At 63.4% G+C, this 26,997-nt stretch carries 24 protein-coding genes; 7 read left to right on the top strand and 17 right to left on the bottom strand.

Annotated features, from left to right (window positions below):
• Nucleotides 1–84 precede the first annotated feature (84 nt).
• Nucleotides 85–993 carry a LysR family transcriptional regulator gene (locus MRBLPB4O_RS12120; protein WP_341798626.1) on the top strand — a complete coding sequence of 303 codons (909 nt, stop codon included), beginning with the start codon at nucleotides 85–87 and terminating at the stop codon, nucleotides 991–993.
• Here the strand turns inward: MRBLPB4O_RS12120 and MRBLPB4O_RS12115 are convergent, their stop codons facing one another.
• The 4 genes from MRBLPB4O_RS12115 to MRBLPB4O_RS12100 form a co-directional block, all read right to left on the bottom strand.
• Nucleotides 994–1,512 carry a DMT family transporter gene (locus MRBLPB4O_RS12115; RefSeq protein WP_341798625.1) on the bottom strand — a complete coding sequence of 173 codons (519 nt, stop codon included), beginning with the start codon at nucleotides 1,510–1,512 and terminating at the stop codon, nucleotides 994–996.
• Between the two features lie 227 nt (nucleotides 1,513–1,739).
• A complete protein-coding gene (locus MRBLPB4O_RS12110) occupies nucleotides 1,740–2,321 on the bottom strand; it encodes a hypothetical protein (protein ID WP_341798624.1) in 582 nt (193 codons plus the stop codon).
• Between the two features lie 156 nt (nucleotides 2,322–2,477).
• Nucleotides 2,478–3,770, bottom strand: a complete 1,293-nt coding sequence (locus MRBLPB4O_RS12105; RefSeq protein WP_341798623.1) for a sorbosone dehydrogenase family protein — start codon at nucleotides 3,768–3,770, stop codon at nucleotides 2,478–2,480.
• Nucleotides 3,767–4,195, bottom strand: a complete 429-nt coding sequence (locus MRBLPB4O_RS12100; protein WP_016499295.1) for a DUF2231 domain-containing protein — start codon at nucleotides 4,193–4,195, stop codon at nucleotides 3,767–3,769. Before MRBLPB4O_RS12100 ends, MRBLPB4O_RS12105 begins: the two co-directional genes overlap by 4 nt.
• Before the next feature lie 166 nt (nucleotides 4,196–4,361).
• Here MRBLPB4O_RS12100 and MRBLPB4O_RS12095 point away from each other — a divergent pair, with 166 nt between their 5' ends.
• The gene (locus MRBLPB4O_RS12095) at nucleotides 4,362–4,649 is read left to right on the top strand and encodes a hypothetical protein (protein ID WP_341798622.1); all 288 of its coding nucleotides are present in this window, start codon (nucleotides 4,362–4,364) and stop codon (nucleotides 4,647–4,649) included.
• Nucleotides 4,650–4,664: 15 nt separating this feature from the next.
• Here MRBLPB4O_RS12095 and MRBLPB4O_RS12090 read toward each other — a convergent pair whose 3' ends face one another.
• Together MRBLPB4O_RS12090 and MRBLPB4O_RS12085 are read right to left on the bottom strand one after the other, a co-directional pair.
• Nucleotides 4,665–5,477: a class I SAM-dependent methyltransferase gene (locus tag MRBLPB4O_RS12090; RefSeq protein WP_341798621.1), complete on the bottom strand. Its 813-nt coding sequence runs from the start codon at nucleotides 5,475–5,477 to the stop codon at nucleotides 4,665–4,667.
• Nucleotides 5,478–5,738: 261 nt separating this feature from the next.
• The gene (locus MRBLPB4O_RS12085; protein ID WP_341798620.1) at nucleotides 5,739–7,925 is read right to left on the bottom strand and encodes an OsmC domain/YcaO domain-containing protein; all 2,187 of its coding nucleotides are present in this window, start codon (nucleotides 7,923–7,925) and stop codon (nucleotides 5,739–5,741) included.
• Nucleotides 7,926–8,169: 244 nt separating this feature from the next.
• Between MRBLPB4O_RS12085 and MRBLPB4O_RS12080 the strand changes: the two genes are divergently transcribed.
• The 4 genes from MRBLPB4O_RS12080 (at nucleotide 8,170) to MRBLPB4O_RS12065 (ending at nucleotide 13,409) form a co-directional block, all read left to right on the top strand.
• Nucleotides 8,170–8,625 carry a (2Fe-2S)-binding protein gene (locus MRBLPB4O_RS12080; protein WP_341798619.1) on the top strand — a complete coding sequence of 152 codons (456 nt, stop codon included), beginning with the start codon at nucleotides 8,170–8,172 and terminating at the stop codon, nucleotides 8,623–8,625.
• Nucleotides 8,625–10,874 (top strand): molybdopterin cofactor-binding domain-containing protein, encoded by a 2,250-nt coding sequence (locus tag MRBLPB4O_RS12075; RefSeq protein ID WP_341798618.1) that lies wholly within the window; start codon nucleotides 8,625–8,627, stop codon nucleotides 10,872–10,874. The genes MRBLPB4O_RS12080 and MRBLPB4O_RS12075 overlap by 1 nt, the downstream gene beginning before the upstream one ends.
• 18 nt (nucleotides 10,875–10,892) lie before the next feature.
• Nucleotides 10,893–12,236 (top strand): cytochrome c, encoded by a 1,344-nt coding sequence (locus MRBLPB4O_RS12070; RefSeq protein ID WP_341798617.1) that lies wholly within the window; start codon nucleotides 10,893–10,895, stop codon nucleotides 12,234–12,236.
• Nucleotides 12,237–12,389: 153 nt separating this feature from the next.
• Entirely contained in the window at nucleotides 12,390–13,409 is a 1,020-nt protein-coding gene (locus tag MRBLPB4O_RS12065; protein WP_341798616.1) for an XdhC family protein, read from the top strand.
• A gap of 16 nt (nucleotides 13,410–13,425) precedes the next feature.
• Here MRBLPB4O_RS12065 and MRBLPB4O_RS12060 read toward each other — a convergent pair whose 3' ends face one another.
• From MRBLPB4O_RS12060 to MRBLPB4O_RS12045, 4 genes are all read right to left on the bottom strand, one after another.
• The gene (locus MRBLPB4O_RS12060) at nucleotides 13,426–14,214 is read right to left on the bottom strand and encodes a transporter substrate-binding domain-containing protein (RefSeq protein WP_341798615.1); all 789 of its coding nucleotides are present in this window, start codon (nucleotides 14,212–14,214) and stop codon (nucleotides 13,426–13,428) included.
• Nucleotides 14,215–14,519: 305 nt separating this feature from the next.
• The gene (locus tag MRBLPB4O_RS12055; RefSeq protein ID WP_341798614.1) at nucleotides 14,520–16,052 is read right to left on the bottom strand and encodes an altronate dehydratase family protein; all 1,533 of its coding nucleotides are present in this window, start codon (nucleotides 16,050–16,052) and stop codon (nucleotides 14,520–14,522) included.
• Nucleotides 16,053–16,116: 64 nt separating this feature from the next.
• Nucleotides 16,117–17,304 carry a mandelate racemase/muconate lactonizing enzyme family protein gene (locus MRBLPB4O_RS12050; protein ID WP_341798613.1) on the bottom strand — a complete coding sequence of 396 codons (1,188 nt, stop codon included), beginning with the start codon at nucleotides 17,302–17,304 and terminating at the stop codon, nucleotides 16,117–16,119.
• 13 nt (nucleotides 17,305–17,317) lie between these two features.
• The gene (locus MRBLPB4O_RS12045) at nucleotides 17,318–18,706 is read right to left on the bottom strand and encodes an MFS transporter (protein ID WP_341798612.1); all 1,389 of its coding nucleotides are present in this window, start codon (nucleotides 18,704–18,706) and stop codon (nucleotides 17,318–17,320) included.
• Nucleotides 18,707–18,986: 280 nt separating this feature from the next.
• On the opposite strand from MRBLPB4O_RS12045, the gene MRBLPB4O_RS12040 reads away from it, so the two are divergent.
• Nucleotides 18,987–20,024 (top strand): LacI family DNA-binding transcriptional regulator, encoded by a 1,038-nt coding sequence (locus MRBLPB4O_RS12040; RefSeq protein ID WP_341798611.1) that lies wholly within the window; start codon nucleotides 18,987–18,989, stop codon nucleotides 20,022–20,024.
• A 5-nt stretch (nucleotides 20,025–20,029) separates the two neighbouring features.
• On the opposite strand, the gene MRBLPB4O_RS12035 is transcribed toward MRBLPB4O_RS12040, so the two are convergent.
• The 7 genes from MRBLPB4O_RS12035 to MRBLPB4O_RS12005 all read right to left on the bottom strand — a co-directional run bounded on the left by MRBLPB4O_RS12035 (nucleotide 20,030) and on the right by MRBLPB4O_RS12005 (nucleotide 26,988).
• The gene (locus MRBLPB4O_RS12035) at nucleotides 20,030–20,956 is read right to left on the bottom strand and encodes an alpha/beta hydrolase (RefSeq protein ID WP_341798610.1); all 927 of its coding nucleotides are present in this window, start codon (nucleotides 20,954–20,956) and stop codon (nucleotides 20,030–20,032) included.
• A 103-nt stretch (nucleotides 20,957–21,059) separates the two neighbouring features.
• Nucleotides 21,060–22,340 carry an OprD family porin gene (locus MRBLPB4O_RS12030; protein WP_341798609.1) on the bottom strand — a complete coding sequence of 427 codons (1,281 nt, stop codon included), beginning with the start codon at nucleotides 22,338–22,340 and terminating at the stop codon, nucleotides 21,060–21,062.
• A 51-nt stretch (nucleotides 22,341–22,391) separates the two neighbouring features.
• Nucleotides 22,392–23,261, bottom strand: coding sequence for an aldose 1-epimerase (locus MRBLPB4O_RS12025; protein WP_341798608.1), 870 nt, complete (start codon nucleotides 23,259–23,261; stop codon nucleotides 22,392–22,394).
• A gap of 91 nt (nucleotides 23,262–23,352) precedes the next feature.
• Complete coding sequence (locus MRBLPB4O_RS12020) at nucleotides 23,353–24,441, bottom strand: mandelate racemase/muconate lactonizing enzyme family protein (protein WP_341798607.1); 1,089 nt, start codon at nucleotides 24,439–24,441, stop codon at nucleotides 23,353–23,355.
• Nucleotides 24,438–25,247 carry an NAD(P)-dependent oxidoreductase gene (locus MRBLPB4O_RS12015; protein WP_341798606.1) on the bottom strand — a complete coding sequence of 270 codons (810 nt, stop codon included), beginning with the start codon at nucleotides 25,245–25,247 and terminating at the stop codon, nucleotides 24,438–24,440. The genes MRBLPB4O_RS12020 and MRBLPB4O_RS12015 overlap by 4 nt, the downstream gene beginning before the upstream one ends.
• 70 nt (nucleotides 25,248–25,317) lie before the next feature.
• A complete protein-coding gene (locus MRBLPB4O_RS12010; protein ID WP_341798605.1) occupies nucleotides 25,318–26,607 on the bottom strand; it encodes an MFS transporter in 1,290 nt (429 codons plus the stop codon).
• 87 nt (nucleotides 26,608–26,694) lie between these two features.
• Nucleotides 26,695–26,988: a Dabb family protein gene (locus MRBLPB4O_RS12005; RefSeq protein ID WP_341798604.1), complete on the bottom strand. Its 294-nt coding sequence runs from the start codon at nucleotides 26,986–26,988 to the stop codon at nucleotides 26,695–26,697.
• Between the last annotated feature and the right edge of the window lie 9 nt (nucleotides 26,989–26,997).

The raw sequence follows: 26,997 nt of genomic DNA, 5'->3' as shown, positions 1-26,997 counted from the left end.
CGACACAAGGCCGCTCCCACAACGACTGCGCAAGGCTTGTTAAGCTAATAAACACCGCCGGAATTAACCAAGGCTATTCACCCCATGGATGAACTGCGCAAGATCGATCTCAACCTGCTACTCGCCCTGCATGCCCTGCTCAGCGAAAAGCACGTGACCCGGGCCGCCCTGCGTCTGCACCGCAGCCAACCCGCCGTTAGCCACGCGTTGGCGCAACTGCGCAAGCACTTCGACGACCCCTTGCTGGTACGCCAAGGCGGCGGCATGGCCCTCACCACCCGTGCCCAGTCGCTGGTAAAACCGCTACAGGATGCCTTGAGCAATCTCAACGGCCTGCTGGCCACCCCACAGTTCGAGCCAGCCAAAGCCCAGCGCCGTTTCCGGCTGTCGCTGTCCGACTACTCCTCGCGCATCATCCTGCCGCCCCTGCTGCGCCACCTGCGCCAGGTAGCACCCGGGGTGGACCTGGCCATCAGCCAGGCCAGTCGCGAAACCATGCTGGCGCAACTGCTCGATGGGGAACTGGACCTGGCACTGGGCCTGTTCCCCGAGCTGCCTCAGGACATCACCGCCCAGCCCCTGTTTGCCGACCATTTCATCAGCGTTGCCGATCGCCAGGTGTTGCCCCCCAGCGGTGGCCTTACTTTGGAAGACTGGCTGGCACGCCCGCATGTGTTGATGGCCATGCGCCCGGATGCCTTCGACGAGATCGAGCGCGCGCTGGCCGCCCAAGGGCTACGCCGCCGTATTGCCTTGGCCTTGCCACACTGGAGCGCGGCAGTAGAGGTACTTGCTGGCACCGACCTGATCCTGACAGTAGCCAGCCGCGCAGTGGGCTCCTTGCGCCAGCACAAGACACTGCGCCAGTTCACGCCGCCCCTGGCCATCCCCTCGTTCGACTACCAGCAGGCCTGGCACAGCCGCAAGGACAGCGACCCCGGGCACCGCTGGCTGCGCGAAACCGTGTGGGCCTGCAGTCAGCCGGGGCGCTGATCAGCCCTCTGGCTGCTTCACCGCAGTGATTGCACTGGTCGCTGGCGCCGTCGACCAGGTGCCTTGCACCAACAGTACGCCGCACAGGATCAGCACTACGCCTGCCACCCTGGCAAGGCTCAGCGGCTTGCCGCCCAGCCCCATCACCCCGAAGTGGTCGGCAAGCACCGCTGTTATGATCTGCCCCGCCACCACCAACACCAGGAACCCCGCCGCGCCCAGCTTGGGCGTTAGCGCCGCAGCACCAGCCACATACATTGCCCCCAGCACACCGCCAACCCACAGCCACCAAGGCCCCTGCAGGGCTTTGCCCAGGTCCGGTGCCGGCACCCTGAGAATCAGCAGTGCGGCGACTACCACCAGCGAACTCACCGTCAACGAAGTGAATGCCCCCCACAACCAATGCCCCAGGGCACGGCCAACGGCGGCATTACCCGCAGCCTGGAACGGCAACACTGCCCCAGCAAGCAACGCCAAAGCAAAGGGAAGCACCAGAAGACACAGCGTTTTACTGAACATGGCAGCCCTCATTACTGAAAATGTTCAGGCAATGGTCGAAAATTCTCTCCATTGATGGAAATTGAACATATGCACGTAGATTATTCGTCCGGCGCATGTTCGCAGCGGTTGCGGTTCGCTCGCGATGAGGATTTTTGCGTGCTCGGGTCGCCTACAGCATCCGCCGTCATGCAAGGCATCACGACGGATTCATGTACGGGTAACCCGTAGCCTGTCTCAGGAAATGCTCAGCGGGAGGTTTCGACGCGCAGCACTTCGGTAAAGATCGCATCGACCGTCTGGCCGACCTTGAGATTCTTCATGCGTGCCTGCAAGTCCGGGTTTTCGACCTTGACCACCTGCAACTTGCCCTCGGGTGGCAGCAGGCTCACTTCATGCGTCTTGAGGTCGATCTTCTTGATCTGCGAGGTGACCCGGACCTGGCGGAATGCCTCGCCGCCTGGGTTGGGGTTCTGCGCTGTGGCGCGAATGGTGCCGGACTCCTCGGTGGCCTTCGGCGCCCCACCCACATCGGTATTGAGCACATAGGCCACGGCGCGGGTAACGAAGATATCGACCTTGTCCCCGACCTTGAGGTTAGGCAGAGCCTTGGCCTGATCCGTGAGCTGGAACGTCACATCCGCTTTGTTATCAGGGCCTTTCACCGTGACCTGGCGGTTGGCCTGGTCGATAGCTGTAACCTGCGTGGTGACATGGCTTTCCAGTGCCTCACTGGCAATCGGAATATCGGCAGCGTACGCCGTAAAGCTGGCAGCGGATGCCAGCGTGGCCAAGGCAACAGCACAAGCGAGAGAGCGAATCGGATTCATAGACCTGCTTCCATGTGATCAACTAAAAAAGGGCGCGAATTGTTCACGCGCCAACAAGCATAGACGTTGCCCGCCACCCTGCCGGTGCCATCACCTCGCCGGCATTTCGCGGATGAACCACTCCCATGGGAGCGTGGACTTGGGCCAGACCAATACTCAACGGTTTCGCGTCACCCGCCACACCGTATTGGCCAGGTCATCGGCAATGATCAACGCCCCGCGCGGGTCCACGGTCACCCCCACCGGTCGCCCACGGGTCTTGCCATCCTCACCGCGAAAGCCCGTGGCAAAGTCGATTGGCTCACCTGCCGGCCTGCCATTGCTGAACGGCACGAATATCACTTTGTAGCCAACCGGATCGGGCCGGTTCCAGCTGCCGTGCTCGCCCACGAACACTCCGTCGGCAAACTCCTTGCCCATGGCCGGGATCGAGAAGTCGACGCCCAGTGCAGCCACATGCGAGCCCAGGCTGTAGTCCGGCTTGATCGCCGCAGCCACCTTGTCCGGGTTTTGCGGCCGCACCCGATCATCTACATTCTGCCCCCAGTAGCTGTAAGGCCAACCATAGAAGCCACCTTCGCGCACCGAAGTGAGGTAGTCCGGGACCAAGTCGGGGCCCAGTTCATCGCGCTCGTTAACCACCGTCCACAACTGCCCGGTCTGCGGCTGAATGGTCAATGCCGTCGGGTTGCGCAAGCCGGTGGCATAAGGCCGGTGCGCGCCGGTTTCGGCATCGACCTGCCAGACCATGGCCCGATCGATCTCTACCTCCAGGCCGCGCTCGGTGATGTTGCTGTTCGAGCCGATTCCCACGTACAGGTAGCGACCATCCGGGCTGATCGTCAGCGCCTTGGTCCAGTGGTGGTTGATCTCGGCCGGCAGGTCGGTGACCTTGGAGGGCGGGCCGTCGGCCTGGGTCTGGCCTTCCTTGTAGTCAAAGCGCACCAGCGCATCCTGGTTGGCCACATACAGCTTGCCGTTGGCAAAGGCCAGGCCATAGGGTGCGTTGAGGTTTTCCGCGAACACGGTCTGCACCTCGTAGGTGCCATCGCCGTCGGCATCGCGCAACAGGGTCAGGCGGTTACCCCCCTTGACCTGCGTATTGCCCTTGGCCTTGATCTGGCTGGCGATCACATCCTTGGGCTTGAGCTTGGCCGCGCTGCCACCTCTGCCCTCGGCCACCAGAATATCGCCATTGGGAAGCACCAGGCTCTGCCGCGGAATCTTCAGGTCAGTGGCAATGGCCGTGACGCTGAAACCTTCCGGCACGGCCGGTTTCTGCTCGCCCCACGCAACCGGCTGCGCAATCTTCATGCTCGGCAGCAGCCCGCGCTGCGGATCGGGCAGCTTCGGGTCCGGCCCATGGGCCTGGGTAGGCTCGCCGTCCCCCCCACAGGCACTCAGCAACACCGCCATGCTCAATAAGCTCAAGGCATGCAAAGGCTTCATGCTGCACCTCCCGAACGCAGGTTGCTCAAGCCGGTCCAGGCAGCCACCACCGAGAGCACGGTCACGATCACCGACAACACCAGCCCCGACGGCATCACCGCCCAGGCGTCCTTGGCGTGCTCGAACGCATTGATCAAGCCGAGCACCCAGGTCACCAGCAGCAGCACGAAGTACAGTGTGGCGCGCCCGCCCTTGCGTTCGGCGCGGATCAGGTTGGCCAGTGCAAACAACAGGGCTAACCCGCAGAACACCAGGCCGCCGGCGATCAGCCAGGCGGCGAAGTTGCTCCACTGGATCTGGTAGCTGTTGAAGTAGGCGATGTCGCTCAGCAGTGCGCCAAGGAACAACGGGACACTGCCTGCCAGCAACAGGGCGTGCAGCGGGCTGGGGGTACAGCGGTAGAGGGTTTGGTCAGTGGCGGTCACAGTGCCTCCTTTTCATTCAGTGACCCAGGGGGCTGATAGGCTTGCGCCATCAGGTGAGCGCAGGGTGCGCTAAGCAAAGGAGCCCCTTCACGACGCGATAGTTCACCGCTTCGCTACAATGAAATATCCTGCAAGGCATTTGCTGCCAAGCGCAGAAGGGGAACACGTGAGCAGACCAAACGCATCCTGGGCCCTGACCACCCTGCTCGCCCTCAGCCTGGCGCTCACCGCTGGTTGCTCCAGCAAAGGCAGCAAGGCGCGCTACGCCACGCCTGCAGTAGGCTCCAACTGCTTCGCCAAAGCTGTACCCACGACTGGCGAAGGCGGCCTGGCCTGGGGCAATACCCTGAGCATTGCCCGTCAGAAATCAATGAACAATTGCATGCGCTATGCCGGCCGCTCTGGAGGCACACCCCGAACTTGCCAAGTAGTGATGGCCAAGTGCAAGAACTGACACCCACCCGTGAATTCAGCCTCGGCTAATCACCACCTCAAGGTATTCACTGGGCACCACCAACGAGGAAGACCCACCCACGTTGCTTTCATCCAGCAACTGGGTCAGATCCCGCTCCAGCGCACTGGCCGCCTCTGGCTCCAATGAAGCAAACGCTTTGTGTACCGGCCCATACCAAGTGCGGAACACCTCGATGAAATGCGCCGCCGAGCGATAGCGGAAGTTGAACTGCTGACGACTGACTTTCAGTTCGCCAAGCGCCCCTTCAAACATTACGCGCAACTGCTCCTCATCGCCCCAGCGCGAAGGCGGCAAGGCACCGGGGGGTGGAGGCACATGCCGGCCTAGAATTTTGAACATCTGCCCGACAAAGCCTTGCGGGGTCCAGTTGGCCAGGCCGATGCGGCCACCGGGCCGGCACACCCGGGCCAGCTCGCGTGCGGCCTGCGCCTGATCAGGGGCGAACATCACGCCGAAGGTGGAAAGCACGGCATCGAAGGTTCCGTCGGCAAACGGCAACGCTTCGGCATCGGCCGCCTGGAACAGCACATTCAAGTGCTCGGCCCGCGCCCGCTCTTCGCCGCGCTTGAGCAATTCGGGCACATAGTCGGTGGAGGTGACGCGACAGCCGCGCCGGGCAGCGGCCAAGGTGGCGTTGCCGTTGCCGGCAGCAACGTCCAGCACCTGCTCGTCCCAGCGCAAGTCGCAGGCCTCGGCCAGGCGTTCGCCAACCAGTTGCAGGGTGGTGCCGATTACCGCGTAGTCACCGCTGGCCCACGCGGCCTGCTGGCGGGCTTTAAGGGCATTGGTGTCCAAAGGGGTACTCATGGTCTGCGCCTTCTTGTCGTGCGCGCGGCCGAGGTCCTTCTGGCGGTTAACGCGCCATCTATTGGGGGAGAATAATTTACTCGCCTGTCAGGCGAAGCGGAAAGACGCTTTGGGGATAGCGCCAGGATCAAAGTGCTATATGAGGGCTGCTGGCCCAATCGCCGGCAAGCCAGCTCCCACAGGGTGCAGTACCTGTAGGAGCTGGCTTGCCGGCGATGAGGGCGGTACAGCCAGCGCAAACAACGAGTGGGACAGCAGCTATCAGGCGAATTTGGCCCGGGCTGCGTGCAGCTTCTTGTAGCTCTCGATCAGGCGCAGATGGCGATCAAGGCCTTCGAGCTTCATGCTGGTCGGGGTCAGGCCATGGAAACGCACGCTGCCGTCCAGCGAACCCAATACTGCGTCCATGCGCGCATTGCCGAACATGCGGCGGAAGTTGGCTTCGTAATCCTCCATCTCCAGTTCGTCATCCAGCTGCACTTCCAGCACCACGTTCAGCGCCTGGTAGAACAGGCCACGCTCGACGGTGTTGTCGTTGAACTGCAGGAATGCCTCGACCAGCTCCTTGGCCTCCTCAAAACGCTGCACCGCCAGGCAAATCAGCAGTTTCAGCTCGAGAATGGTCAGCTGGCCCCACACGGTGTTCTCGTCGAACTCCACACCAATCAGCGTGGTGATGGTGGTGTAGTCATCCACATCACAGTTGTCCAGGCGCTTGAGCAGCAACTTGAGGGGGCGGCTTTCGAGGCTGTGCAGGTTGAGGATGTCGGCGCGGAACGACAGGGCGCGGTTGGTGTTGTCCCAGATCAGGTCCTCGACCGGGTAGATTTCCGAGTAGCCCGGCACCAGGATGCGGCAGGCAGTGGCGCCAAGGTTGTCGTACACCGCCATGTACACTTCCTTGCCCAGGTCTTCGAGAATGCCGAACAGGGTTGCGGCCTCCTGAACATTGGAGTCCTCGCCATGGCCGGAGAAGTCCCACTCGACGAACTCGAAGTCGGCCTTGGCGCCGAAGAAGCGCCACGACACCACGCCGCTGGAGTCGATGAAGTGCTCGACGAAGTTGTTCGGCTCGGTCAGCGCATGGCTTTCGAAGGTCGGCTGCGGCAGGTCGTTCAGGCCTTCGAAGCTGCGGCCCTGCAGCAGCTCGGTGAGGCTGCGCTCCAGCGCCACTTCAAGGCTCGGGTGGGCACCGAACGAGGCGAACACGCCACCGGTGCGCGGGTTCATCAAGGTCACGCACATGACCGGGAACTCGCCACCCAGCGAGGCATCCTTGACCAGCACCGGGAAGCCCTGCTCTTCCAGGCCCTGAATACCGGCGACAATGGCCGGGTACTTGGCCAACACTTCCTGCGGCACGTCCGGCAGGCACAGCTCGCCTTCGAGGATTTCGCGCTTCACGGCGCGCTCGAAGATTTCCGACAGGCATTGCACCTGTGCCTCGGCCAGGGTATTGCCGGCGCTCATGCCGTTGCTGAGGAACAGGTTTTCGATCAGGTTGGACGGGAAGTACACCACCTGCCCGTCGGACTGGCGCACGAACGGCAGCGAGCAGATGCCCCGGGCGGTGTTGCCAGAGTTGGTGTCGTAAAGGTGCGAACCGCGCAGCTCACCGTCCGGGTTGTAGATTTCCAGGCAATGCTCGTCGAGAATCTCGGCCGGCAGCGCGTCACGCGGGCCAGGCTTGAACCACTGCTCGTTCGGGTAGTGCACGAACGGCGCGTTGGCCAGCTCTTCGCCCCAGAACTGGTCGTTGTAGAAGAAGTTGCAGTTCAGGCGCTCGATGAATTCGCCCAGCGCCGAGGCCAGCGCCGCTTCCTTGGTAGCGCCCTTGCCGTTGGTGAAGCACATCGGCGACTGCGCGTCGCGCACGTGCAGCGACCACACATTGGGCACGATGTTGCGCCACGAAGCGATCTCGATCTTCATCCCCAGCCCGGCGAGGATGCCCGACATGTTGGCGATGGTCTGCTCCAGCGGCAGGTCCTTGCCAGGGATGTAGGTGCTGCTGTCCGCCACCGGCATCAACAGGCCCTGGGCGTCGGCATCGAGGTTTTCGACCACTTCGATCACGAATTCAGGGCCGGTCTGCACGACCTTCTTGACCGTGCAGCGGTCGATGGAGCGCAGGATGCCCTGGCGGTCCTTGTCTGAAATGTCCTCGGGCAGCTCGACCTGGATCTTGAAGATCTGGTTGTAGCGGTTTTCCGGGTCGACAATGTTGTTCTGCGACAGGCGGATGTTCTCGGTGGGGATGTCGCGGGCCTGGCAGTACAGCTTGACGAAGTAAGCCGCGCACAAGGCCGAAGACGCCAGGAAATAGTCGAACGGGCCTGGGGCCGAACCATCGCCTTTGTAGCGGATCGGTTGGTCGGCGATCACCGTGAAGTCGTCGAACTTGGCTTCGAGACGGAGATTGTCGAGAAAATTGACCTTGATTTCCATGCGGGATTACCGTGATTTAAGCGTGCAAAACGAAATTGGCCGGCATTATCCGGGTTTTCACCCAGGAAGTCCTGTTTACCTCGTCGCTTGCGCATTCCCCCGGATTGCTTGCCTGATCCTCTGAACCTGCCCCCGCCACCAGACCAGCGGTCATCCCGCTGTGCTAGCGTTTCTGCTCTGGGGAACAACGTATTCCTCGCACAGAAAAACACAGCGACAGCAACCGATGACTGGCAGGTGAACCATGGAACTACGCATTAACCAGCAGACCTACCAGGTCGAGGCGGACGCCGACACGCCCTTGCTGTGGGTGATCCGCGATGACCTGGGGCTGACTGGCACCAAATATGGCTGCGGCCTGGCCCAGTGCGGCGCCTGTTCGGTGCTGGTTGACGGCAACGTGGTGCGCGCCTGCGTCACCCCGGTGGCCGGTGTGGTCGGGCGTGAGGTCACGACCATCGAGGCCATCGAAACCGATGCCGTCGGCAAACGGGTGGTCGCGGCCTGGGTCGAGCACCAGGTGGCCCAGTGCGGCTACTGTCAGTCCGGCCAGGTAATGGCCGCCACGGCGTTGTTAAAGCACACCCCCCAGCCCAGCGACGCGCAGATCGACGCGGCCATGGTCAACCTGTGCCGCTGCGGCACCTACAACGCCATTCACGCTGCCGTGCATGAGCTGGCACAAGGGGAGCAGGCCTGATGAACACGCCCATAGATACCCCTGCCGAACTGCTCAGGCTGCAACCGGGCGAGACAGTCAACCTGTCGCGCCGGCGCTTTCTTGCCGGCACGGCTGTCGGTGCCCTGGTGCTGGGTTTCGGCCTGCCAATGGGGGCGGGCCGCGTGCAGGCAGCGGCTGCAGCCGCCGCGGAACGCGGTACCCAGGTGCCCGCTTTTCTGGAGATTCGCCCAGATGGCAAGGTCCGCCTGCTCAGCCCCTTCATGGAAGGCGGGCAAGGCCCGTTCACCGCCATGGCGCAAATTGTGGGTGAAGAGCTGGATGTCGACCCCGTCAATTTCGTGGTCGATAGCGCACCACCGGGCGACGCCTACGTGGTGATGGAAAACGGCATGCGCATCACCGGTGGCAGCATGTCGGTGCGCATGAGCTACCCGACCATGCGCCGCCTGGGTGCCCTTGCCCGGGCCATGCTGCTGCAGGCGGGCGCCCAACAACTGGGCGTGCCGGTCGAGGAACTCTCGACCACACCAGGGAACGTAGTACATACCACGACAGGGCGTTCGATACCCTACGGTGAACTTGCCGGGCGCGCCATGGACCTGCCGGTACCTGACCCGGCCAGCGTCCAGCTGCGTGACCCCAGCCAGTTCCGCTGGATCGGCAAGCCTGTGCGCCGCCTGGATGCCTACGACAAGTCCACCGGCAAGGCACAGTACTGCATCGACATAAAGGTCGACGGCATGCTCCACGCCGCCGTGCAGCACGCACCACGCCTGGGCATGACCGTGGGTAGCCTGCGCAACGAAGACCAGGTCAAGGCCATGAAAGGCGTGCATTCAGTGCACCCACTGCCGGGCGCCGTGGCCGTGGTTGCTGAGCGTTGGTGGCACGCAAAGCGTGCGGTGGAGGCGATTCAGGTGGACTGGAAGGAGCCGGCTGCCGACAGCAAGGTGCGGCCAATGCCCGCCGACTTTTCCAGCGATGCCTGGCGTGAACACCTCGCCACGGTCGAGGGCCCGGCCCGTGATGAAGAAAACCAAGGCGATATCGCCGGCGCCCTGAGCAATGCCAAAACCAAGGTCGAGGCCAGCTATCACAACCAGTACCTCAACCATGCCCAGCTCGAGCCACCGTCCGCCCTCGCCCGCTTCAACCCCGACGGCAGCCTGGACGTCTGGCTGCCCAACCAGGCCCCGGACATGTTCCGTGATGACATTGCCAAGCGCACAGGCCTGGAGCCTGCACAAATCAACCTGCACTCGCCGCTGCTGGGCGGCTTCTTTGGCCGGCACTTCCTGTACGACTCGGCCAACCCCTACCCACAGGCCATCGCCCTGGCCAAAGCGGTTGGCCGGCCGGTGAAGCTTATCTGGAGCCGCGAAGAGGAATTTCTGCGCGATGTGCTGCGCCCGGTTGCAGTGGTGAAGTTCCGCGCCGGGCTGGATGCCGACGGCATGCCGGTGGCCCTCGACGCAGTAAGCGCCACCGAAGGCCCGACCGAGGCCCTTGCTGGCAAACAAGGGGAAAAGATCGACCCGACTGCACTGGAGGGACTGTCAGGCAAGTCCTACGCCATCGCCAACAAGCGCATCGCCCAGATCTACGTCAAAGGCCCGGCCATGCTCGGCTACTGGCGCTCGGTGGGCAACTCGTTGAACGACTTCTTCTATGAATCATTCCTTGATGAACTGGCTGACAAAGGCGGCAAGGACCCGTTCGAACTGCGTATGCACCTGCTGCGCGACAACCCGCGCCTGACCAACCTGCTGAACGCGGTCGCCGAGCTGTCCGGTGGCTGGAAACGCGGGCCGTTCACCGCCGAGGATGGCAGCAAACGGGCACGCGGCGTGGCCATGGCCTCACCGTTCGGCTCGGAGGCGGCAGTCATCGCCGAGGTATCGATCGAGAACGGCCAGGTCAAGGTGCACGACATCTGGCAAGCCATCGACCCGGGCAGCATCGTCAACCCGGCGATCATCGAACACCAGGTCAACGGCGCGGTTGCCCTTGGCCTGTCGCAGACGCTGGTGGAAGAAGCCGTATACGTGGAGGGTATGCCGCGTGCGCGCAACTACGACCTGTACCCGATCCTGCCCCCCTCGCGCATGGCGCGGGTGCATGTGCGCATTGTCGAAAGTGGGGCGAAGATGGGCGGTATCGGTGAGCCACCGCTACCCGCCGTGGCCCCGGCAGTGGCCAACGCGGTCGCGCAGCTTACCGGTCAGCGCGTACGCAGCTTGCCACTGAGCCGCCATACCTTCAGCTGACTGCACAAGGGACGCCCCATGACCCATCGTTTCGCAAGGACCGCTGGTTGGCTGGCGCTGCCGTGCCTGGTCGCGGCAGGCCTGCTGGCCTGGTATGTCACCCGCGAGCCGGCCTCGCCGTTTGCCGACGCGCAGGCCACTGCCGCTGACCCGGCACTGATCAGCCGCGGCGAGTACGTGGCCCGCCTCAGCGACTGCGTGGCCTGCCACAGCCTGCCAGAAGGCAAACCGTTCGCGGGTGGGCTGGAAATGGCCACCCCGCTGGGGGCCATCCACGCCACCAACATCACCCCTGATCGCGACAGCGGTATCGGCAGTTACAGCCTGGCCGATTTCGACCGCGCCGTACGCCAGGGTGTCGCGCCCGGTGGCCGGCGGCTGTACCCGGCCATGCCCTACCCGTCCTACGCCAAGCTCAGCGATGATGATGTAAGGGCGTTGTATGCGTTCTTCATGCACGGCGTGCAACCCGCCCGGCAGGCTAACCTGGCCAGCGACATCCCCTGGCCGCTGAACCTGCGCTGGCCCATTGCCGTGTGGAATGGCCTGTTCGCCGCCACTACGCCCTACGCCGACAAGCCCGGGCAGGATGCAGTGTGGAACCGGGGTGCCTACATCGTCCAGGGCCCCGGCCACTGCGGAAGCTGCCACACCCCACGCGGCCTGGCTTTCAACGAAAAAGCCCTGGATGAAGGCGGGAAACCGTACCTGGCCGGCGCCCTGCTCGACGGCTGGTACGCACCGAGCCTGCGCGCCGACCACAACACCGGGCTGGGGCGCTGGAGCGAGGCAGAAATCGTGCAGTTCCTGAAAACCGGGCGCAACCGGCATGCCGTGGTATTCGGCTCGATGACCGAGGCGTTCAACAACTCCACGCAGTTCATGCATGACGATGACCTGGCCGCCATTGCCCACTACCTGAAATCACTGCCCGGCGACCCACAGCGTGACGGCGCGCCATGGCAGTACCAGGCCGAATCGGCAGCGGCACGGCTCGACAGCCCGGGGGCGCACACCTATGTGACCCACTGCGCGTCTTGCCACGGTCTGGACGGCAAAGGCCAGGCCGAATGGATGCCGCCATTGGCTGGCGCCACCTCGGCACTGGCCAGGGAAAACGCCTCGGCGATCAATATCACCCTCAATGGTTCGCAGCGGGTGGTGGCTGCCGGTGTGCCGGATGCCTATCGCATGCCGGCTTTCCGCGCGCAGTTGAGTGACCAGGACATTGCCGAGGTGCTGACCTTCGTGCGTACGGCCTGGGGCAACCAGGGGGGGGCGGTGGATGCGCAGGCGGTAGGCAAGCTGCGTGGTCATACCGACCCGGCCAGCAGCAGCCCGATCATCTTGCATATGCGCTGATTTGCCGTGGTTCATGCACCGGCCTCTTCGCGGGCACGCCCGCTCCCACAGGAAACACGCCGCTCAGGAAATTTGTACAGTACCTGTGGGAGCGGGTTTACCCGCGAAGAGGCCAGCACAGCCACCCTTGAACATCAGGTTGAATGGAACCCCATGGAAAGCATTGATCTGTTGGTTTTGCGCACCACCCGAGACTGGCTCGCCGGCGGCCATCGCGCCCTGCTGGCTACGGTCGCCCGCACCTGGGGCTCCTCCCCTCGCCCGGTCGGCTCGATGATGGCCTTGCGCAGCGACGGCCGCGTGGTCGGCAGTGTCTCTGGCGGCTGCATCGAAGACGATCTCATCCACCGTTACACCAGTGCCTACGGCGGCCCCGCCATGCCTACCGGCCAGCCCCAGGTGGTGCGCTATGGCGTCAGCGCCGACGAGGCCCACCGCTTTGGCCTGCCCTGCGGCGGCACCCTGGAACTGGTGCTGGAATCCGCCCCCTCACTGGCGCACCTGGACCAGCTGCTGGCCTGCCTCGACCGCGGAAACCTGGTGCGCCGTGAGCTGAACCTGAGCAACGGTGAAGCCCGCCTCACCGCGACCGACACGCCTGAACTGTTCAGCTTCGATGGCCAGCGCATGCTCAATACCCTTGGCCCGGGCTACCGCCTGCTACTGATAGGTGCCGGTGCCCTGGCCGAATACCTCGCCACCATGGCCCTGTTCAACGGCTTCAACGTTTCGCTGTGCGACCCGCGCCCGGAGTACACGGCAGGCTGGACCATCGCCGGGGTCAACCTGCTGCCCGGCATGCCGGACGACGTCGTCCGCGCCTTTGCCGCAGATGTTCGCAGCGCCATCGTCGCCGTCAGCCATGACCCCAAGCTGGACGACCTGGCCCTGCTCGAAGCCTTGCACAGCCCTGCGTTCTACATTGGCGCCATCGGCTCGCGGCGCAACAGCCAGCTGCGCCGCGAACGGCTGATGGAGCACTTCGGTGAAAGCGAAGCTTCGCTGCAGCGCCTGCACGGCCCGATTGGCATCTACATTGGTAGCAAGACCCCAGCCGAAATCGCCGTCAGTGTCATGGCCGAAATCCTTGCCGCAAAAAACGACGTCACCCTGCCCCGTGCGGTCAACGTGTCCCAGGCGAAGGAAGCGCAACAACTGGCACGGCCCCTGTAGGGGCGTACCAGGGCTGTTACTGCCACCGCTCCAGGTTCTGCTGCAGCAGTTGCTCAGGCAACGCCCCGCCAACGATTTTCGCCATCTCCCGCGCCAGCGCCTCACGCAGCTGCGGCTTGTTGCAGGGCGATTCATGTGACATCGCCAGGTACAACCCTTCGCTGGACACCGGCGGCTGCAACACCTGCACGGTATCGGTGATCCCCAACGTACGCGCCAGCGCCATCCCGGGGTACTGCTCGTAGACCACGTAGTCACTGCGCTTGTGCATCAGCTTCTCGAACGCCTGCCGGGCGCCGGGCACCGCTTCGAGGGTGAGGTTGGCCTCGGCGTATTCATCAAACTGCTGGCCATGGCTGTTGCTGACCAGGGTGCCGCCCTTGCGGCCCTTGAGGTCGGCCCATTGCTGGTAGGCGAAGGCATTGTCCCGGCGCACCCATACTACGCTGGGGGTGTGCAGGAATGGCGGGGCGATAAAGTCCATCTGTTGCCGGCGGGCCTCGGTCATAAAATACCCGGCCATCAAGTCAATCCGCCCGGTGCGCACTTCTTCCTGCGCACGCGACCACGGCCCAACGTAAACAAACTCGATGTCCAGCCCCAGTTGCTCGCCCAGGTACTTGAGCAGATCGGCGTTGGCACCGATCAGTTGCTGGGGGTTTTGCGGGTCGCGCCACAGGTAAGGGGGGTATTCAGGGTTACCGGTAGCCGTCAGCCGCCGGCATGGCTCGTCGGCTGCGCCTGCCAAGGGCAGCAACAGGCAAGGCAACAGCAGCAAGGCTTTGCGCAGGCAACGCTCGATCATCTACAACCCTCGGCACATGTAACATCCGGCGACCCGGCGTGGCGGCCAAAGGCTGCCACATCTTGTGCTCGACCGCAGCATTCATCTGCGCGTGCTGTAGACAGTCTGGACCATGCGCGGCTGGCAGGTTGTCCTTTCATCGGCCGGAAAAAACAGGCCGGCAAAAACCTTTGCCGGCCATACCGCCAACGATGGGCGATTACTCCTCGCACATGACCTTGAAAACCGCAACAACTGTCAGAACAGCGGCAGTAGAGGACCTGTTCGCGGACAAGCCCGCGAACAGGCCAGTACAGGTAAACCGATCAGGCAAGCACGCCTATCTGCCATGGGCAGAACTCATCCTCACCCAGGCCATTGAGCTCGCTCTTGGTCGCCTCTCCCGAAGCATGCGCCAGCAAACGCTCGAAGATCTCCTGGCCCATTTCGGCAATGGTCTTGTCGCCGTCGATGATCTGCCCGCAGTTGATGTCCATGTCGTCGCTCATGCGCTGGTACATGGGCGAGTTGCTGGCCAGCTTGAAAGTCGGCGCCGGCACTGAGCCGAAGCAGGAGCCACGGCCAGTGGTGAAGGCGATCAGATTGGCGCCGCCGGCGATCTGGCCGGTGGCCGAGACCGGGTCGTAGCCGGGGGTGTCCATGAACACCAGGCCGTGGGTTCTCACCGGGTGGGCGTACTCGTACACATCCATCAGCGGCGCATTACCGCCCTTCTTCGCGCCACCCAGGGATTTTTCCAGCACGTTGGCCAGGCCGCCGGCGTTGTTGCCGGGGCTGACGCGGCCATTGATCTGGGTATCGCGGCCGCGGTTGTACTCCAGCCACCATTCGATGCGCTCGATCAGCTTGCGGCCCACAACCGGGGTGGCGGCGCGGGCGGTCAGGGTGTGCTCGACGCCGAAGATTTCCGAAGTTTCCGAAAGGATCGCGGTGCCACCATGGCGCACCAGGATGTCCACCGCCGCGCCCAGCGCCGGGTTGGCCGAGAGGCCGGAGAAACCATCAGAACCGCCGCACTGCATGCCGATCATCAAGTGCTCGGCGGACACCGGTTGGCGCCGAGCCTGATCGGCCTGAGGCAGCATGCCTTCGATCAGCGCAATACCCTGGTCGGTGGCGCTCTTCACCCCGCCGACGTCCTGGATCACCAGCTTCTTCAGCATGTCGCCTTCCACCAGCCCTTCCTGCTCGAAGAAGCCGTGGATGTTGTTGCGCTCGCAGCCCAGGGCGATAACCACCGCACCTACGGTGTTAGGGTGCTTGATGTAGCCACCGATAGTGCGGCGCAGCAGGTTCATCGGCTCGCCGGTCATTTCCATGCCGCAGCCGATTTCGTGCACGTAGGGCACCACCCCGTCGATGTGCGGGAAGCCGGCCAGGCGGCGCTCGTCGAAGTGGTTGGCGATCTTGCGCGCCACGGTCGCACCGCAGTTACCGACCACGAAGACACCCAGGTAGTTACGGGTGGCCACTCGACCGTCGTCGCGGACGATGCCCTGGAACGTGGCACGCTGCTCTAGCGGGAGCATGTCGGTAGGCACATAGTCCAGGCCGTAGCGATAGTCGCGGTCGGTTTCACCAAAGGCGATGTTGTGGCTGTGCATCCAGGTGCCTGGCGGCAGGTCTTCGCTGGCATAGCCGATCACTGTGTTGTACTTGAGTACCGGCTCGCCCTTGGCGATCAGCCGGGCAGCGACCTTGTGCCCCAGCGGCACCGGCTGCAGAGTAGTCACACCTTCACCGGGGATGGCGGTGCCGGCGGGGATTTCGACGCGCGCGACAACCACGTTGTCAGCGGCATCGAGGCGAATGACGGGGCTCACTTCACGGTGACTCATGGTGTTTTCCTATGGGTATGTCATACACGGCGATGGCGACAGAAGCGCCACCGCCGAGGCTTGCTCAGGGGCGTTTGCCGAATTCGACGCTGTTCTGGGTCCAGGCCAGGGCCTGTTCACTGAGCGAGAAACCCAGTCCTGGACGATTGGGTACCCACATGCGCCCTTCACGCAGCTCCAGGCGCTCATTGAACATCGGCTCAAGCCATTCGAAGTGCTCCAGCCATGGCTCTTCCGGGTAGGCCGCGGCCAGGTGAAGGTGGATCTCCATGGCGAAGTGCGGCGCCAGCTTCAGGCCCTTGAAACTGGCCAGGCTCATGATCTGCAGGAAGGGCGTGATACCGCCGACCCGCGGCGCATCGGGCTGGACGAAATCGCAGGCGTTGGCGGTGATCAGCTGGGCGTGCTCGTTGAAGCTGGTGAGCATCTCGCCGGTGGCAATGGCGGTGTCCAGCGACGCGGCCAGGGCGGCGTGGCCTTCCACGTCGGCGCTGTCCAGCGGCTCTTCGATCCAGGTCAGGTCGAACTGTTCAAGTTTGCGGCAGAAGCGCTGGGCGGTCACCCGGTCCCATTGTTGGTTGGCGTCGACCATCAGCGGGAAGCCTTCGCCCAGCTGCTCGCGTACCGCCTGCACACGTTTGAAATCGATGCTGGTGTCTGGCTGGCCAACCTTGATCTTGATGCCGCCGATGCCGTTGCCGCGGGAGGTCTCGAGGTTATCCAGGACCTTCTCGAGCGGCGTCGACAGGTAGCCGCCGGAGGTGTTGTAGCACTGCACCGAATCGCGGTGAGCACCGAGCAGCTTGGCCAGTGGCAGGCCAGCACGCTTGGCTTTCAAGTCCCACAGGGCGATGTCGAACGGCGCGATGGCCTGGGTGGTGAGACCGCTGCGGCCCATCGACGCGCCGGCCCAGAGCAGCTTGTTGTAGAGTTTGGCGATATCGTTGGGATCCTCCCCGAGCAGCGTCGGGGCGATTTCCTGGGCATGGGCGTACATACCAGGGCCACCGGCGCGCTTGGAGTAGCCGAAACCGATGCCTTCATGGCCCTCGCGGGTGCGGATCTCGGCGAAGATGAAGGCAATCTCGGTCAGCGGCTTCTGCCGCCCGGTCAGCACCTTGGCATCGCTGATCGGCGCCCCCAGTGGCAGCACGGTGTAGGACAGCTTGATCCAGGCAATGCTGTCGGTGGTCGCTGGCCCGGGTTGCAGGGCGGCGACTTTCGGGTCGATGTCGACGTTACTTTCGATCATGTTGTAGTCCTTGTTATCGCTGGGCAATGGAAGATTTGCCGGTCAGGTCGGACAGATGCAGGCGCTGTATGCGACCGACGATGACCAGGTAGGAAAACGCAGCAAGCAGGCCGTGTGCGCCGACGTAAATCAGTGCGCTGCTGAACGAGCCGCTTGAGTGCAGCAAGTAGCCAATGACCACGGGGGTTACGATGCCGGCAGTGTTACCCAGGGCGTTGAACACCCCGCCGGTCATGCCGATCATTTCCCGCGGGGCGGTGTCGGCTACCACGCTGAAGCCGAGGTTGCCGAAGCCCTTGCCGAAGAACGCCAGGCTCATCACCGCAATCACTAACCACTGGGCGTCGACGTAGTTGCACAGCATCATGGTCGAGCTCAGCAGCACGCCTGTGATGATCGGGGTCTTACGGGCGATGCTCAGGGACTTGGTGCGGCGCAACAGGTAGTCGGAGAAGAAGCCCGACGACACTGCACCGATCAGCCCGCACATGGCCGGGATCGAAGCCACCAGGCCGGCCTGAAGGATGTCGAATCCACGCTCCTTGACCAGATAGATGGGGAACCAGGTGACATAGAACCAGGTGACCGCGCTGACGCAGTACTGGCTGATGAACATGCCCAACAGCATGCGGCTCTTAAACAGCAAGCCCACTTCGGCCAGCGAACTGCGGCGCTTTTCCTTGGGCAGCGCGGCCTGGGCTTCGAGGTCGACCAGTGCTTCGCCTTTGCGCAGGTAATCCAGCTCTTCGCCGTTCATTTTTGGGTGGCTGACTGGCAGGTAATAATTTTTCCACCAGATCGCGGCAACGCCGAAACCGACGGTGCCCATGACGATGAACACGTACTCCCAGCCGAAGGCGTAGCAAAGCCAACCCATGAAGGGAGTGAAGAACGCCAGCGAGATGTATTGCGCGCTGTTGAAGATCGCCCCGGCCATACCCCGCTCCGTCGACGGGAACCAGGACGCGATTACTCGTGTAGATGCCGGTCCTACGGGGGCCTCGGCCATGCCCAAGAGAAAACGCAGGGCCAGCAACAGCGGCACGATCATCCCGACGAAATGGACCAGACCCATGCACACCGTGAACACCGACCAGACGCAAATGGCCAGCGCCATGGTTTTCTTGGAACCGAAACGGTCAGCCAGCCAACCCGACGGGATCAGGCAGATCACGTAGGCCCAACTGAAGATGGAAAACAGGTAGCCCATTTCCACCGAGCTGATGCCAAGCTCCTTGCTCATATCTGAACCGGCCACCGACAGCGCAGCGCGATCCCCGCTGCTAAGCGCGAGGACCATGGTGATCAAAGCCAGGATCAGATAGCGATAACGGGTGGCCGTGCTGGACGCGGCCACGGCGCCAGGAGCAGGCCCAGCGGCGTATGTGTCATGGTTGTGCATCGCGGTTGCCTCATTGTTTTTATTGGCGTCGTACAGAGCCTTGCACCGGCGCCTGCTTTGAATTCTGTCAGCTGGCAGCCCTTTGCCGGGCTGCCTCAGACCAATGACAGCGCTATCAAATGACAGCGCTGTCATTTATCCTAGGCCTGAGCTAGCGGGCTTTGCAAATCGCAAATGAAGGTGAATTCCCATGCTTTGGGAATACGCAGGAAGTGCAAAAAAGCGCGACCATTCCGGTAGAATTGGCAACACGCTCAAAGCTCCTGCGCAGAGGCCCTCGATGCTGGAAACGCCCGCTACCGTCGCTGATCCCAAGCCCCTTATCGCCACCCCTGCCACTCTTGATGACGTGGCGAAAATGGCCAAGGTGTCGCCGATCACTGTTTCCCGGGTGATCAACCGGCCGGAACTGGTGTCGGAAAAAACCCAGAAAAAAGTGCGCAACGCCATCCGCAAGACCGGCTACGTGCCCAACATGCTCGCGGGTGCGCTGGTCTCGCAGCGTAGCCGGCTGGTCATCGTGGTGGTGCCTAACCTGGCCAATCGCGCTTTCGTCGACACCATCACCGAACTGGGCAAGCGCCTGGCAGCGGCGCGTTACCAACTGCTGCTGAGCCAGTCGGACCTCAACGAAAGCCATGAATCCGAACTGATCGACACGATCCTCGCCCGCCGCCCAGATGGCATCGTCCTCACCCGCCACCTGCAAAGCGATGCCGCGCGGGAAAAACTGCTGATCCGTGGCATACCCGTGGTTGAGACCTGGGAACTGACCGAGCGGCCGATCGACACGGTGGTGGGGTTTTCCCATGAGGCCGTTGGCCGTGCCATGGCAGAACACATCATCGAGCGCGGCCATCGTCGGGTCGGCCTGGTGTGGAGCGATGACGACCGTGCCAACCGACGCCGCCAGGCGTGTGTGGCCTGCTTGCAACAAGCGGGTGTCGAGATTGTTGCCTGCGAGTTGCAGTCGGCTCCGGTGAACATGGGCCACGGTCGCCAGGCCATGGCCCGCCTGCTGGCCGCCAATGTGAAAATGGACGCGGTGATCTGCAGCATTGACCTGTTGGCGCAGGGCGCCATGGCCGAAGCCCAGGCCCAGGGGTTGCAAATCCCGACGAATATCGCCGTGATGGGCTTCGGCGACCTGGAGTTCGCCGCCCACACCCACCCGCGCCTGAGCACGGTGAGCATTGACGGCGAGCGCATCGGCCTGCGTACTGCCGAGCTGCTGTTGCAACGCATGGATGGCAGCCTGGGGCGCGGCCAATGCGTGGAGGATGTCGGATTCCGCCTGGTGGTGCGCGAAAGTACCTGAATGTATCAGCCTTGCGCCCAGCGCTGCAGTTGCGCGGCCATGCGCACCCAGGCCTGCTCGACCTCGGCCACGCCGAACGCCCGCAGGCTGGAATGCACCATCCCCTCGCCCACCCACAGCTCGGCAGGCACCCCATGTGCCGAAAGCGCGTGGTAATAGTCGATGCCGTGGTCACACAGTGGATCGACCCGTGCGACCACCACCAGCGCCGGCGCTAACCCGGCAAAGTCATCAGCCTCCAGTGGCATGGCACAGGGGTCGGTACGCTCGGCCTCGTTGGGAACAAAACCTTGCAGCGACTGCATCAGCCCAGCCACCGTCAACAGGGGTGCTTGCGCATGCTCCTGCATCGACGGCAGGTGCTGGCTGGCCGTGAGCACCGGGTAGGCCAGCAACTGGCCCAAGGGCTGCGCTTGGCCAGCATTGAGCAGTGCCCTGCACAGCCCCGCTGCCAAGGTGCCGCCAGCGCTGTCGCCAGCGACCATGAGCGTGGTCTGGCTAAGGTTGGCGTGGACTTTGCCGGTTCGCAGTGCCGCCCACGCCTTCAAGCAATCCTCCAGGGGTGCGGGGTAGGCATATTCGGGGGCGAGGCGGTATTCGACTGCGACGATGGCCAACCGAACCCGTTGCGCCAAGGTGTAGGCAAACCAGTCGTGGGTGTCGAGATTGCCCAGGTCCCAGCCGCCGCCGTGGATGTACAGCAGCGTTGCCCAGCCACCTTCGGGCGCCCGACCAGCGGGTTGATAGCAGCGAACGCGCAGGCCCTGCAAGTCGATGTCCTCGATGCGCCAGCCTTCAGGCGGTGGCGGGGTGCAATGGCGGCAAGCTTGGAGGAATGCTGAGCGCCGGGCGCCCAGGCTTCTGTCGCCCGGGGTGAAGCGTTTGCTGTTGTCGATATAGGCCTGCATGGCAGGGTCCAAGGGCTGGAGCATTGGTGTCCTCCTGGGGATGTGTGAAGGGGGGGATGATTCTCCGCGGACCTGGTCGCTGTACGACCGCTCCCACAGGGCTGCAAAGCAGCCCCAGGCCAAAGACTCAAAACAGCGGCAAGGTGTAGGCAATGATCACGCGGTTCTCGTCGCGCCGCCCGGTCGCATCCCCGCGCAGTTCAACGTTGCGCCAGCGCAACGCCAGGTTCTTCAGCGGCCCGCTCTGGATCACGTACGTGACATCAAGATTGCGCTCCCACTCACTGCCTTCCTCCCCCGCCACCTTGAAGTTGTCCCCGCGCACATAACGGGCGAACGCCGTCAGCCCCGGCACGCCCAACGCTGCAAAATCCACATCGTAACGCAGCTGCCAGGAGCGCTCCTGCGCACGGTCGAACCGCAGCACCTGCACGGCATTAGCAACCCCCGGCAGGTCGGTGTCATGGATGAACGGCAGGGCACTGTCGCCAGCGTTGTACTGGTAACCGAGGCGCAACGTCTGCGCCCGCAGGTTGGCACTGAGCATGGCCGAGGTCATGCGGCTGTCCAGAGTGCCGGCCTTCTCGCTACCAGACTCGCCAGTGTCGAGGTAGTTGAGGGTGCCAGACAGGTTCCAGTCACCTGCCTTGAAGCCTTGGGTAGCGGTGTACAGCGTCTGCTGGTAGACGTCCTGTAAACGGCCGCTCCACAACCCCAGCGAGGTCTGCGGGGTGGCGCGCCAGGTGCCGCCCAGGTAGTCGAAGCGGTCGCTGAACACGCTGTAGTAGTTGCCCACCTGGATATCACGGGCACCGGCAAACTCGCGCTGGTTGACCTTGCGCATCTGGCCCAGGCCAATGTCGATGTTGTCCAGCTCACGGATATCGAGCATGGCCCCTTCGAAAAACTGGGGCAGCAAACGGGCGTCGCCTGAGCTGACCAGCGGGATTTTGGGGAACAGCCCGCCCACTTTCAGCTCGCTCTTCGAGTACTTGAGCTTGAACGCTGCTGTGGCTTCGGAGTACTCATCGACCGAGCGGGGGTCGGCATTGCGCGGCCCGCCCGCACGGTCATAGGCACCGGGCAGCAAAGCAGTGCCGCTGCGTGAAGGCGATGAATCGAGCTTCAAGCCAAGCCCCGCGTACACATCCACGCCCACCCCGACCGTGGTGTCGGTGTAGCCGGAATCACCCTTGAGAATGAAGCCCTGAGCCCACTCCTCCAGCTTGGACTGGGCCGGCTTGGTCGAGTCGCGCAGATCGTGGTTGTAGTAGAAGTTGCGAAAGGTCAGGTTGGCCTTGCTGTCGTCCAGAAAGGCTGCCTGGGCACAGAGAGGCACCAGGCCCAGCAGCAGCGACAACGGTTTTGCAGCGCGAGCGAAGCCCGCTCCAGTCGAGGAGTGTTTCATTGTTGTTGTTCTCTTTATGGTTTGTGTCGGGTACAGCGGTCGGGCAGTAACTCAGCGTCCTTGCCAGGTGAAATCGAGGGATGCCTGCAGGCGTTGGCCGGGGGCCAGCTCATGGGTACCGGTCTGCTCCCAACTGTCCCGCGGCTGATTGAACGCATCGGCCAGGTGCGAAACCGGCTCCAGGCACAGGTAGGGGCTGCCGGCAGGGGCGAAGGCAACAAAATGGCTCAGCGGCCCGCTAGCCTGCAGGCACAGGCTGCCGCTGGTGTAGTCGAGCTGCAACTGACCATCCCAGCACGACTGGTAGTGCGCCAGCCCCTGGGCGCCGTCGGTATCGATCAACAGCGCTTGGGTCATCTCCCGGAAATCACCGGTGGCCAGATACTGGTCGTCGATTTGCCATTCGCGGCCTGCGTGGTAACGGACCGTCATGCCGGGGTGACGCTTGAAGTAAGGGTGCAGCCCCAGCCCTGCGGGCATCGGTGTCTCCCCCCGATTGACCAGCGCCAGCTCGATGCGCAGCCGCTTGCCGTCAAGCACGAAACGTTGCTCAGCCCGGAATGCCCAGGGCCAGTGTTCGCCCTGGTAGTCGCAGGCGAGGGTCAGCCATTGCCCCCCCTCCTCCACTACCTGCCACGGCACGGCATGAGCCACGCCGTGCAAGGTGTGCGGCTGCGCGGCGGGGTGCGCTGGCAAAGCGTAATCGCGGCCCCCGAAATGCAGGCGGGCATTGCGGATACGGTTGGAGTACGGCATCAGCGGATAAGCACCGGCCCGGGGCCAGTCCAGCGGGTCGAACGACCCGACAGCAATCGGCAGCAACAGGTCGAGCCCGTCCGCACGCAGGTGGGCGATACGCCCGCCCCAGGTCGGAAGCAGGCCAAGTGACCAGGTGGCATTGCTCAGCAGCAAGGGTTGCATGGAACCTCCTGTGCCCTTTTCCGGGCACGGCATGGCCCTGCCGCTGCGCCGGAGCGCAGCGGTGGGAAGCTCAACGGGTGATGAAGTAGGCTTAGCGGCGGAAGCGCTCGGCCACGGCAAGGTCAATGTCCAGGCCCAGGCCCGGCCCCTGCGGGATTTGCAGCTGATTGCCCTGACGCAACTGTTCCACCGGGTACAGCCAGCCGGCCGGTTCGACGAACAGGTATTCCACTTGCGGCACCCGTGGCTGCACCGCAGCCAGGTGCAAGGTGGCGACCAGCCCGGGGCCAAAGTACGGACAATGCGGCAGCACGACCGCGTCATGCCGCTCGGCCAGTGCAGCAATGCGCAAGCACTCTGAAATACCGCCGACCTTGGTCACGCTGGGCTGGATCGAGTCCACCGCACCGGCCAGCAGGGCTTGCTCGAACTGCACCGCCGTGCACCAGTTCTCGCCCGCCGATAAAGGCACGCCATGCCCGCGCAGGTTGGCCAGGGTAGCGAAGTCCTCGGGCGGGAAGATCGGCTCTTCCAGCCAGGCCAACTGCAGCTCGGACAACCGCGGCAGCCATTCGCGCGTATCGGCCACGCTCCAGCTGCAGTTCACATCGGTGGCCAACGGCACATCGAAGCCAATAGCCCGGCGGCAGGCGGCAACTTCCGGCACCGTCACTTCATGCAGTTTGATATCGCGAAAGCCCATCGCGAGGGCCTTTTCACAGATTACCGGGGCAACCTCGTCGTCGGCGTAACGCACCAGACTGGCATAAGCTGCCACCTGCTCGCGCCGGGCCTGGCCGAGCAGTTTGTGCAACGGCACGCCTTCGCGGCGTGCCGCCAGATCCCACAGGGCAATATCGACCCCGGAGATGGCGAACATCGTCACCCCATAGCGGCCGAACAGGTGCAGGCGCAGCTGCAGCTCGCGGTTGAACGCGGCGATATCATCCACCTGCCGCCCCGCCAGCAAAGGTGTAATCAGGCGGTCGATCAGGGCCTTGGTGGCATCAGCGACGAAATAGCCGAAAGCTTCACCCCACCCGACGTTGCCGTGCTCGTCCTCCAGGCGAATCAGCACGTTTTCCAGGGTGTGCCAGGTGGTCGGGGTGATGCCTTGGCCTTTGCCGCCATCGTGAAAGGGAATTTCGACGATTTGCGTATCGATACGGACGATTTTCATGCTTGCTCCAGCACACTGGCCAAAGGAACGCCGGCGTAGGCGCCGCCCACATGATCGCGACCGGAACCAACCGCTGCCATGGCCTCATAGGCGAGGAAATTATCTGCCAGGTTATCGGCCGCATTGTCCTGCGGCCGGTAACCCAGTTCGCGCGCGCGGCGGTTGTGGAAGAAGGCGTCTGGGCATTCCGACACACCGTAGACGATGTCGTGACGCACCTGCGGGTGCTCCAGGCCGATCAGCACCAACTGGGCCAGGTCGCGGGCGCTGGTCCACAAGCGCAGGCGGCGGGCATCGGCCACCTTGGCATCGGCATTACCAATGCGCACGATGAAGGTGGCCAGCTCGCTGCGCTGCGAGAAGGTCGCGCAAGCCGCCTCGCCAAACACTTTGCTCAGGGCGTAGTAGCTGTCCGGTGCTACCGGGCTGTCATCGAAGTGGGTCGCTGCCTCGCTGTGGTACTGGCCAAGCACATGGTGGCTGCTGGCGAACACAAAACGCTTGGCGCCGGCGCGCTGGGCAGCTTCCAGCAGGTACAGGGTGGCGTGGTAGTTGGGCTCCACGGTGCTCTGGAACTGGATATCAGTGCCGTGGGCACAGGCCAGGTGCAGCACCGCATCGACCCCTTGCGCTGCCTGGCGGACAAAGGCCGGGTCGGTCAGGTCGCCGACCAGCACGGTTTCCCCGGCAGCCAGGTCGGTGACGGGGCGACGGTCCAGCAGGCGCAGGTTGAAGCGTTCGCGCAAGTAAGGGCGCAGAGCGGTTCCAACGATACCGGCGGCGCCGGTGACAAGTAGCGTAGGCATAGCGAATTCCCGAAAAACAAAGGTGGTGCAAAGGGCCTGGCGGCATTCCGCCGCCAGGCGTGCGCGCAGCTTAGGCGGTGGCGGCCACGGCGGCCTGCTTGGCCGGCTTCTGGCCGACGAACAAGGCAACGATGAGCGCTCCCAGGATACCCAGGGCCGCCGCCAGTCCGAAGCCGCTGGCGTAAGTGCCGGTGGACTGGATGATGAAGCCGGTCACGGTGGGCGCGACGATGCCGCTGAGGTTGGCAAGCCCATGCATGAAGCCACCTGCGGTTCCCACCTGATGATCCGGTACGGCATCCTGGATCAGCGACCAGTAGGCCGGTGCGGTCAGCATCAGGAAGCCGATGGCCACGGTCATCACCGCCACGGTGCTGGTCACGCTCTGCACCTGGCCGGTCAGCCCGATGCACACGGCGGCGATCAGCAGGCAGGTCACCAGCACCACCTTGCGCGAGAACAACTGCTTGCCGGTGCGCTTGAACACCCAGTCGATCAGCAGGCCACCACAGATGAACCCCACCGTCCCCACCAGCCACGGCAGCGCAGTGACGATGCTCATGGCCTTCAGGTCGATACCCTTGGCGTCAATCAGGTAGCTGGGGAACCAGGTCATGAAGAAATAGAGGATGTAGTTGTAGCAGAACAGCGACACACCGGTGACCAGCACCGAACGCTGCAGGATAATCTGCAGCACCGGCGTGCGTGGCGCGTCCGCCACCGCAGTGACCGGTACCTCGCGGCCCTCGTTGATCAGCGCCAGCTCTTCGGCTGACACCAGCGGGTGCTCCTTGGGCGTTGACGCTGCCATGCGCCACCAGACGACGGCCCACAGCACGCCGATCACGGCGATCACCACGAAGGCCACGCGCCAACCCAGCCAGAGGGCGAGAAAGCCTACGATCGGGCCGGCCAGGGCGCCACCCAGCGGGCCGCCGGCCTGGTTGATGCCGATGGCGCGGGCGCGCTCCTTGATCGGGAACCAGCTGTTTACGGTCTTGTTGGCGGTGGTGGACACCGGCCCTTCGCCCACGCCAAACAGTGCACGCACGATCAGCAACGACCAGAAATTGAACGCCAGTGCGGTGGAACCGCACAGCACCGACCAAAAGCCCATCGACCAGGTCAGCACGCGCTTGGGTCCGAAGCGGTCGGCCAGGTAGCCACCCACAAAGCAGAACAGCGCATAGCCGAAGAAGAAGCTGCTGAAGATCATGCCCTTCTCGGCCGGCGTGAGGTGGTACTCCTGGGTAATGAAGGGCATGGCGATCGACAAGGCAGCGCGATCGACATAGTTGATGATCATGGCCAGAAACAACATGGTCAGGATCGTCCAGCGATAATTCTTTTTCTTGTTCATGTACGACTCCGCCCGGCACCGGTGATGCCAGATCTTTTTTGTTATAGCGCCTGGCCCCAGCCAGTGGGCCAAGTGCTGATCAGGGGTCTAGACGCTGTAATCCACCGCCACCCACTCGAAGTACTGCTTGAGGTCGGCGACCAGGGCCTGGTGCGCCGGGTGTGGCAGGTAACGCTTTACCGCATCGGCATCGTCAAAGCTGGACTCGAGGATGTAGTCCCAGCAGATCGGCCGGTCCAGCTCGTTGGCGGCGACCCTCCAGTCGCGGATGAAGTCGATTTGCTGCGCAAGGTCACGCATCTGCGCCACCAATGTCGCTTCCCGTTCAGGCTGCGCCTCGACGCCAGGCAGGCGGCGGAACAGCACGATATGTCGCATCATCGCCCTGCC

It is taken from the genome of Pseudomonas sp. LPB4.O (genome assembly GCF_038383825.1).
Taxonomy (GTDB): domain Bacteria; phylum Pseudomonadota; class Gammaproteobacteria; order Pseudomonadales; family Pseudomonadaceae; genus Aquipseudomonas; species Aquipseudomonas putida.
Note: the sequence above shows the minus strand (reverse complement) of the source record. Positions and strands in the feature narration are given on the sequence as shown.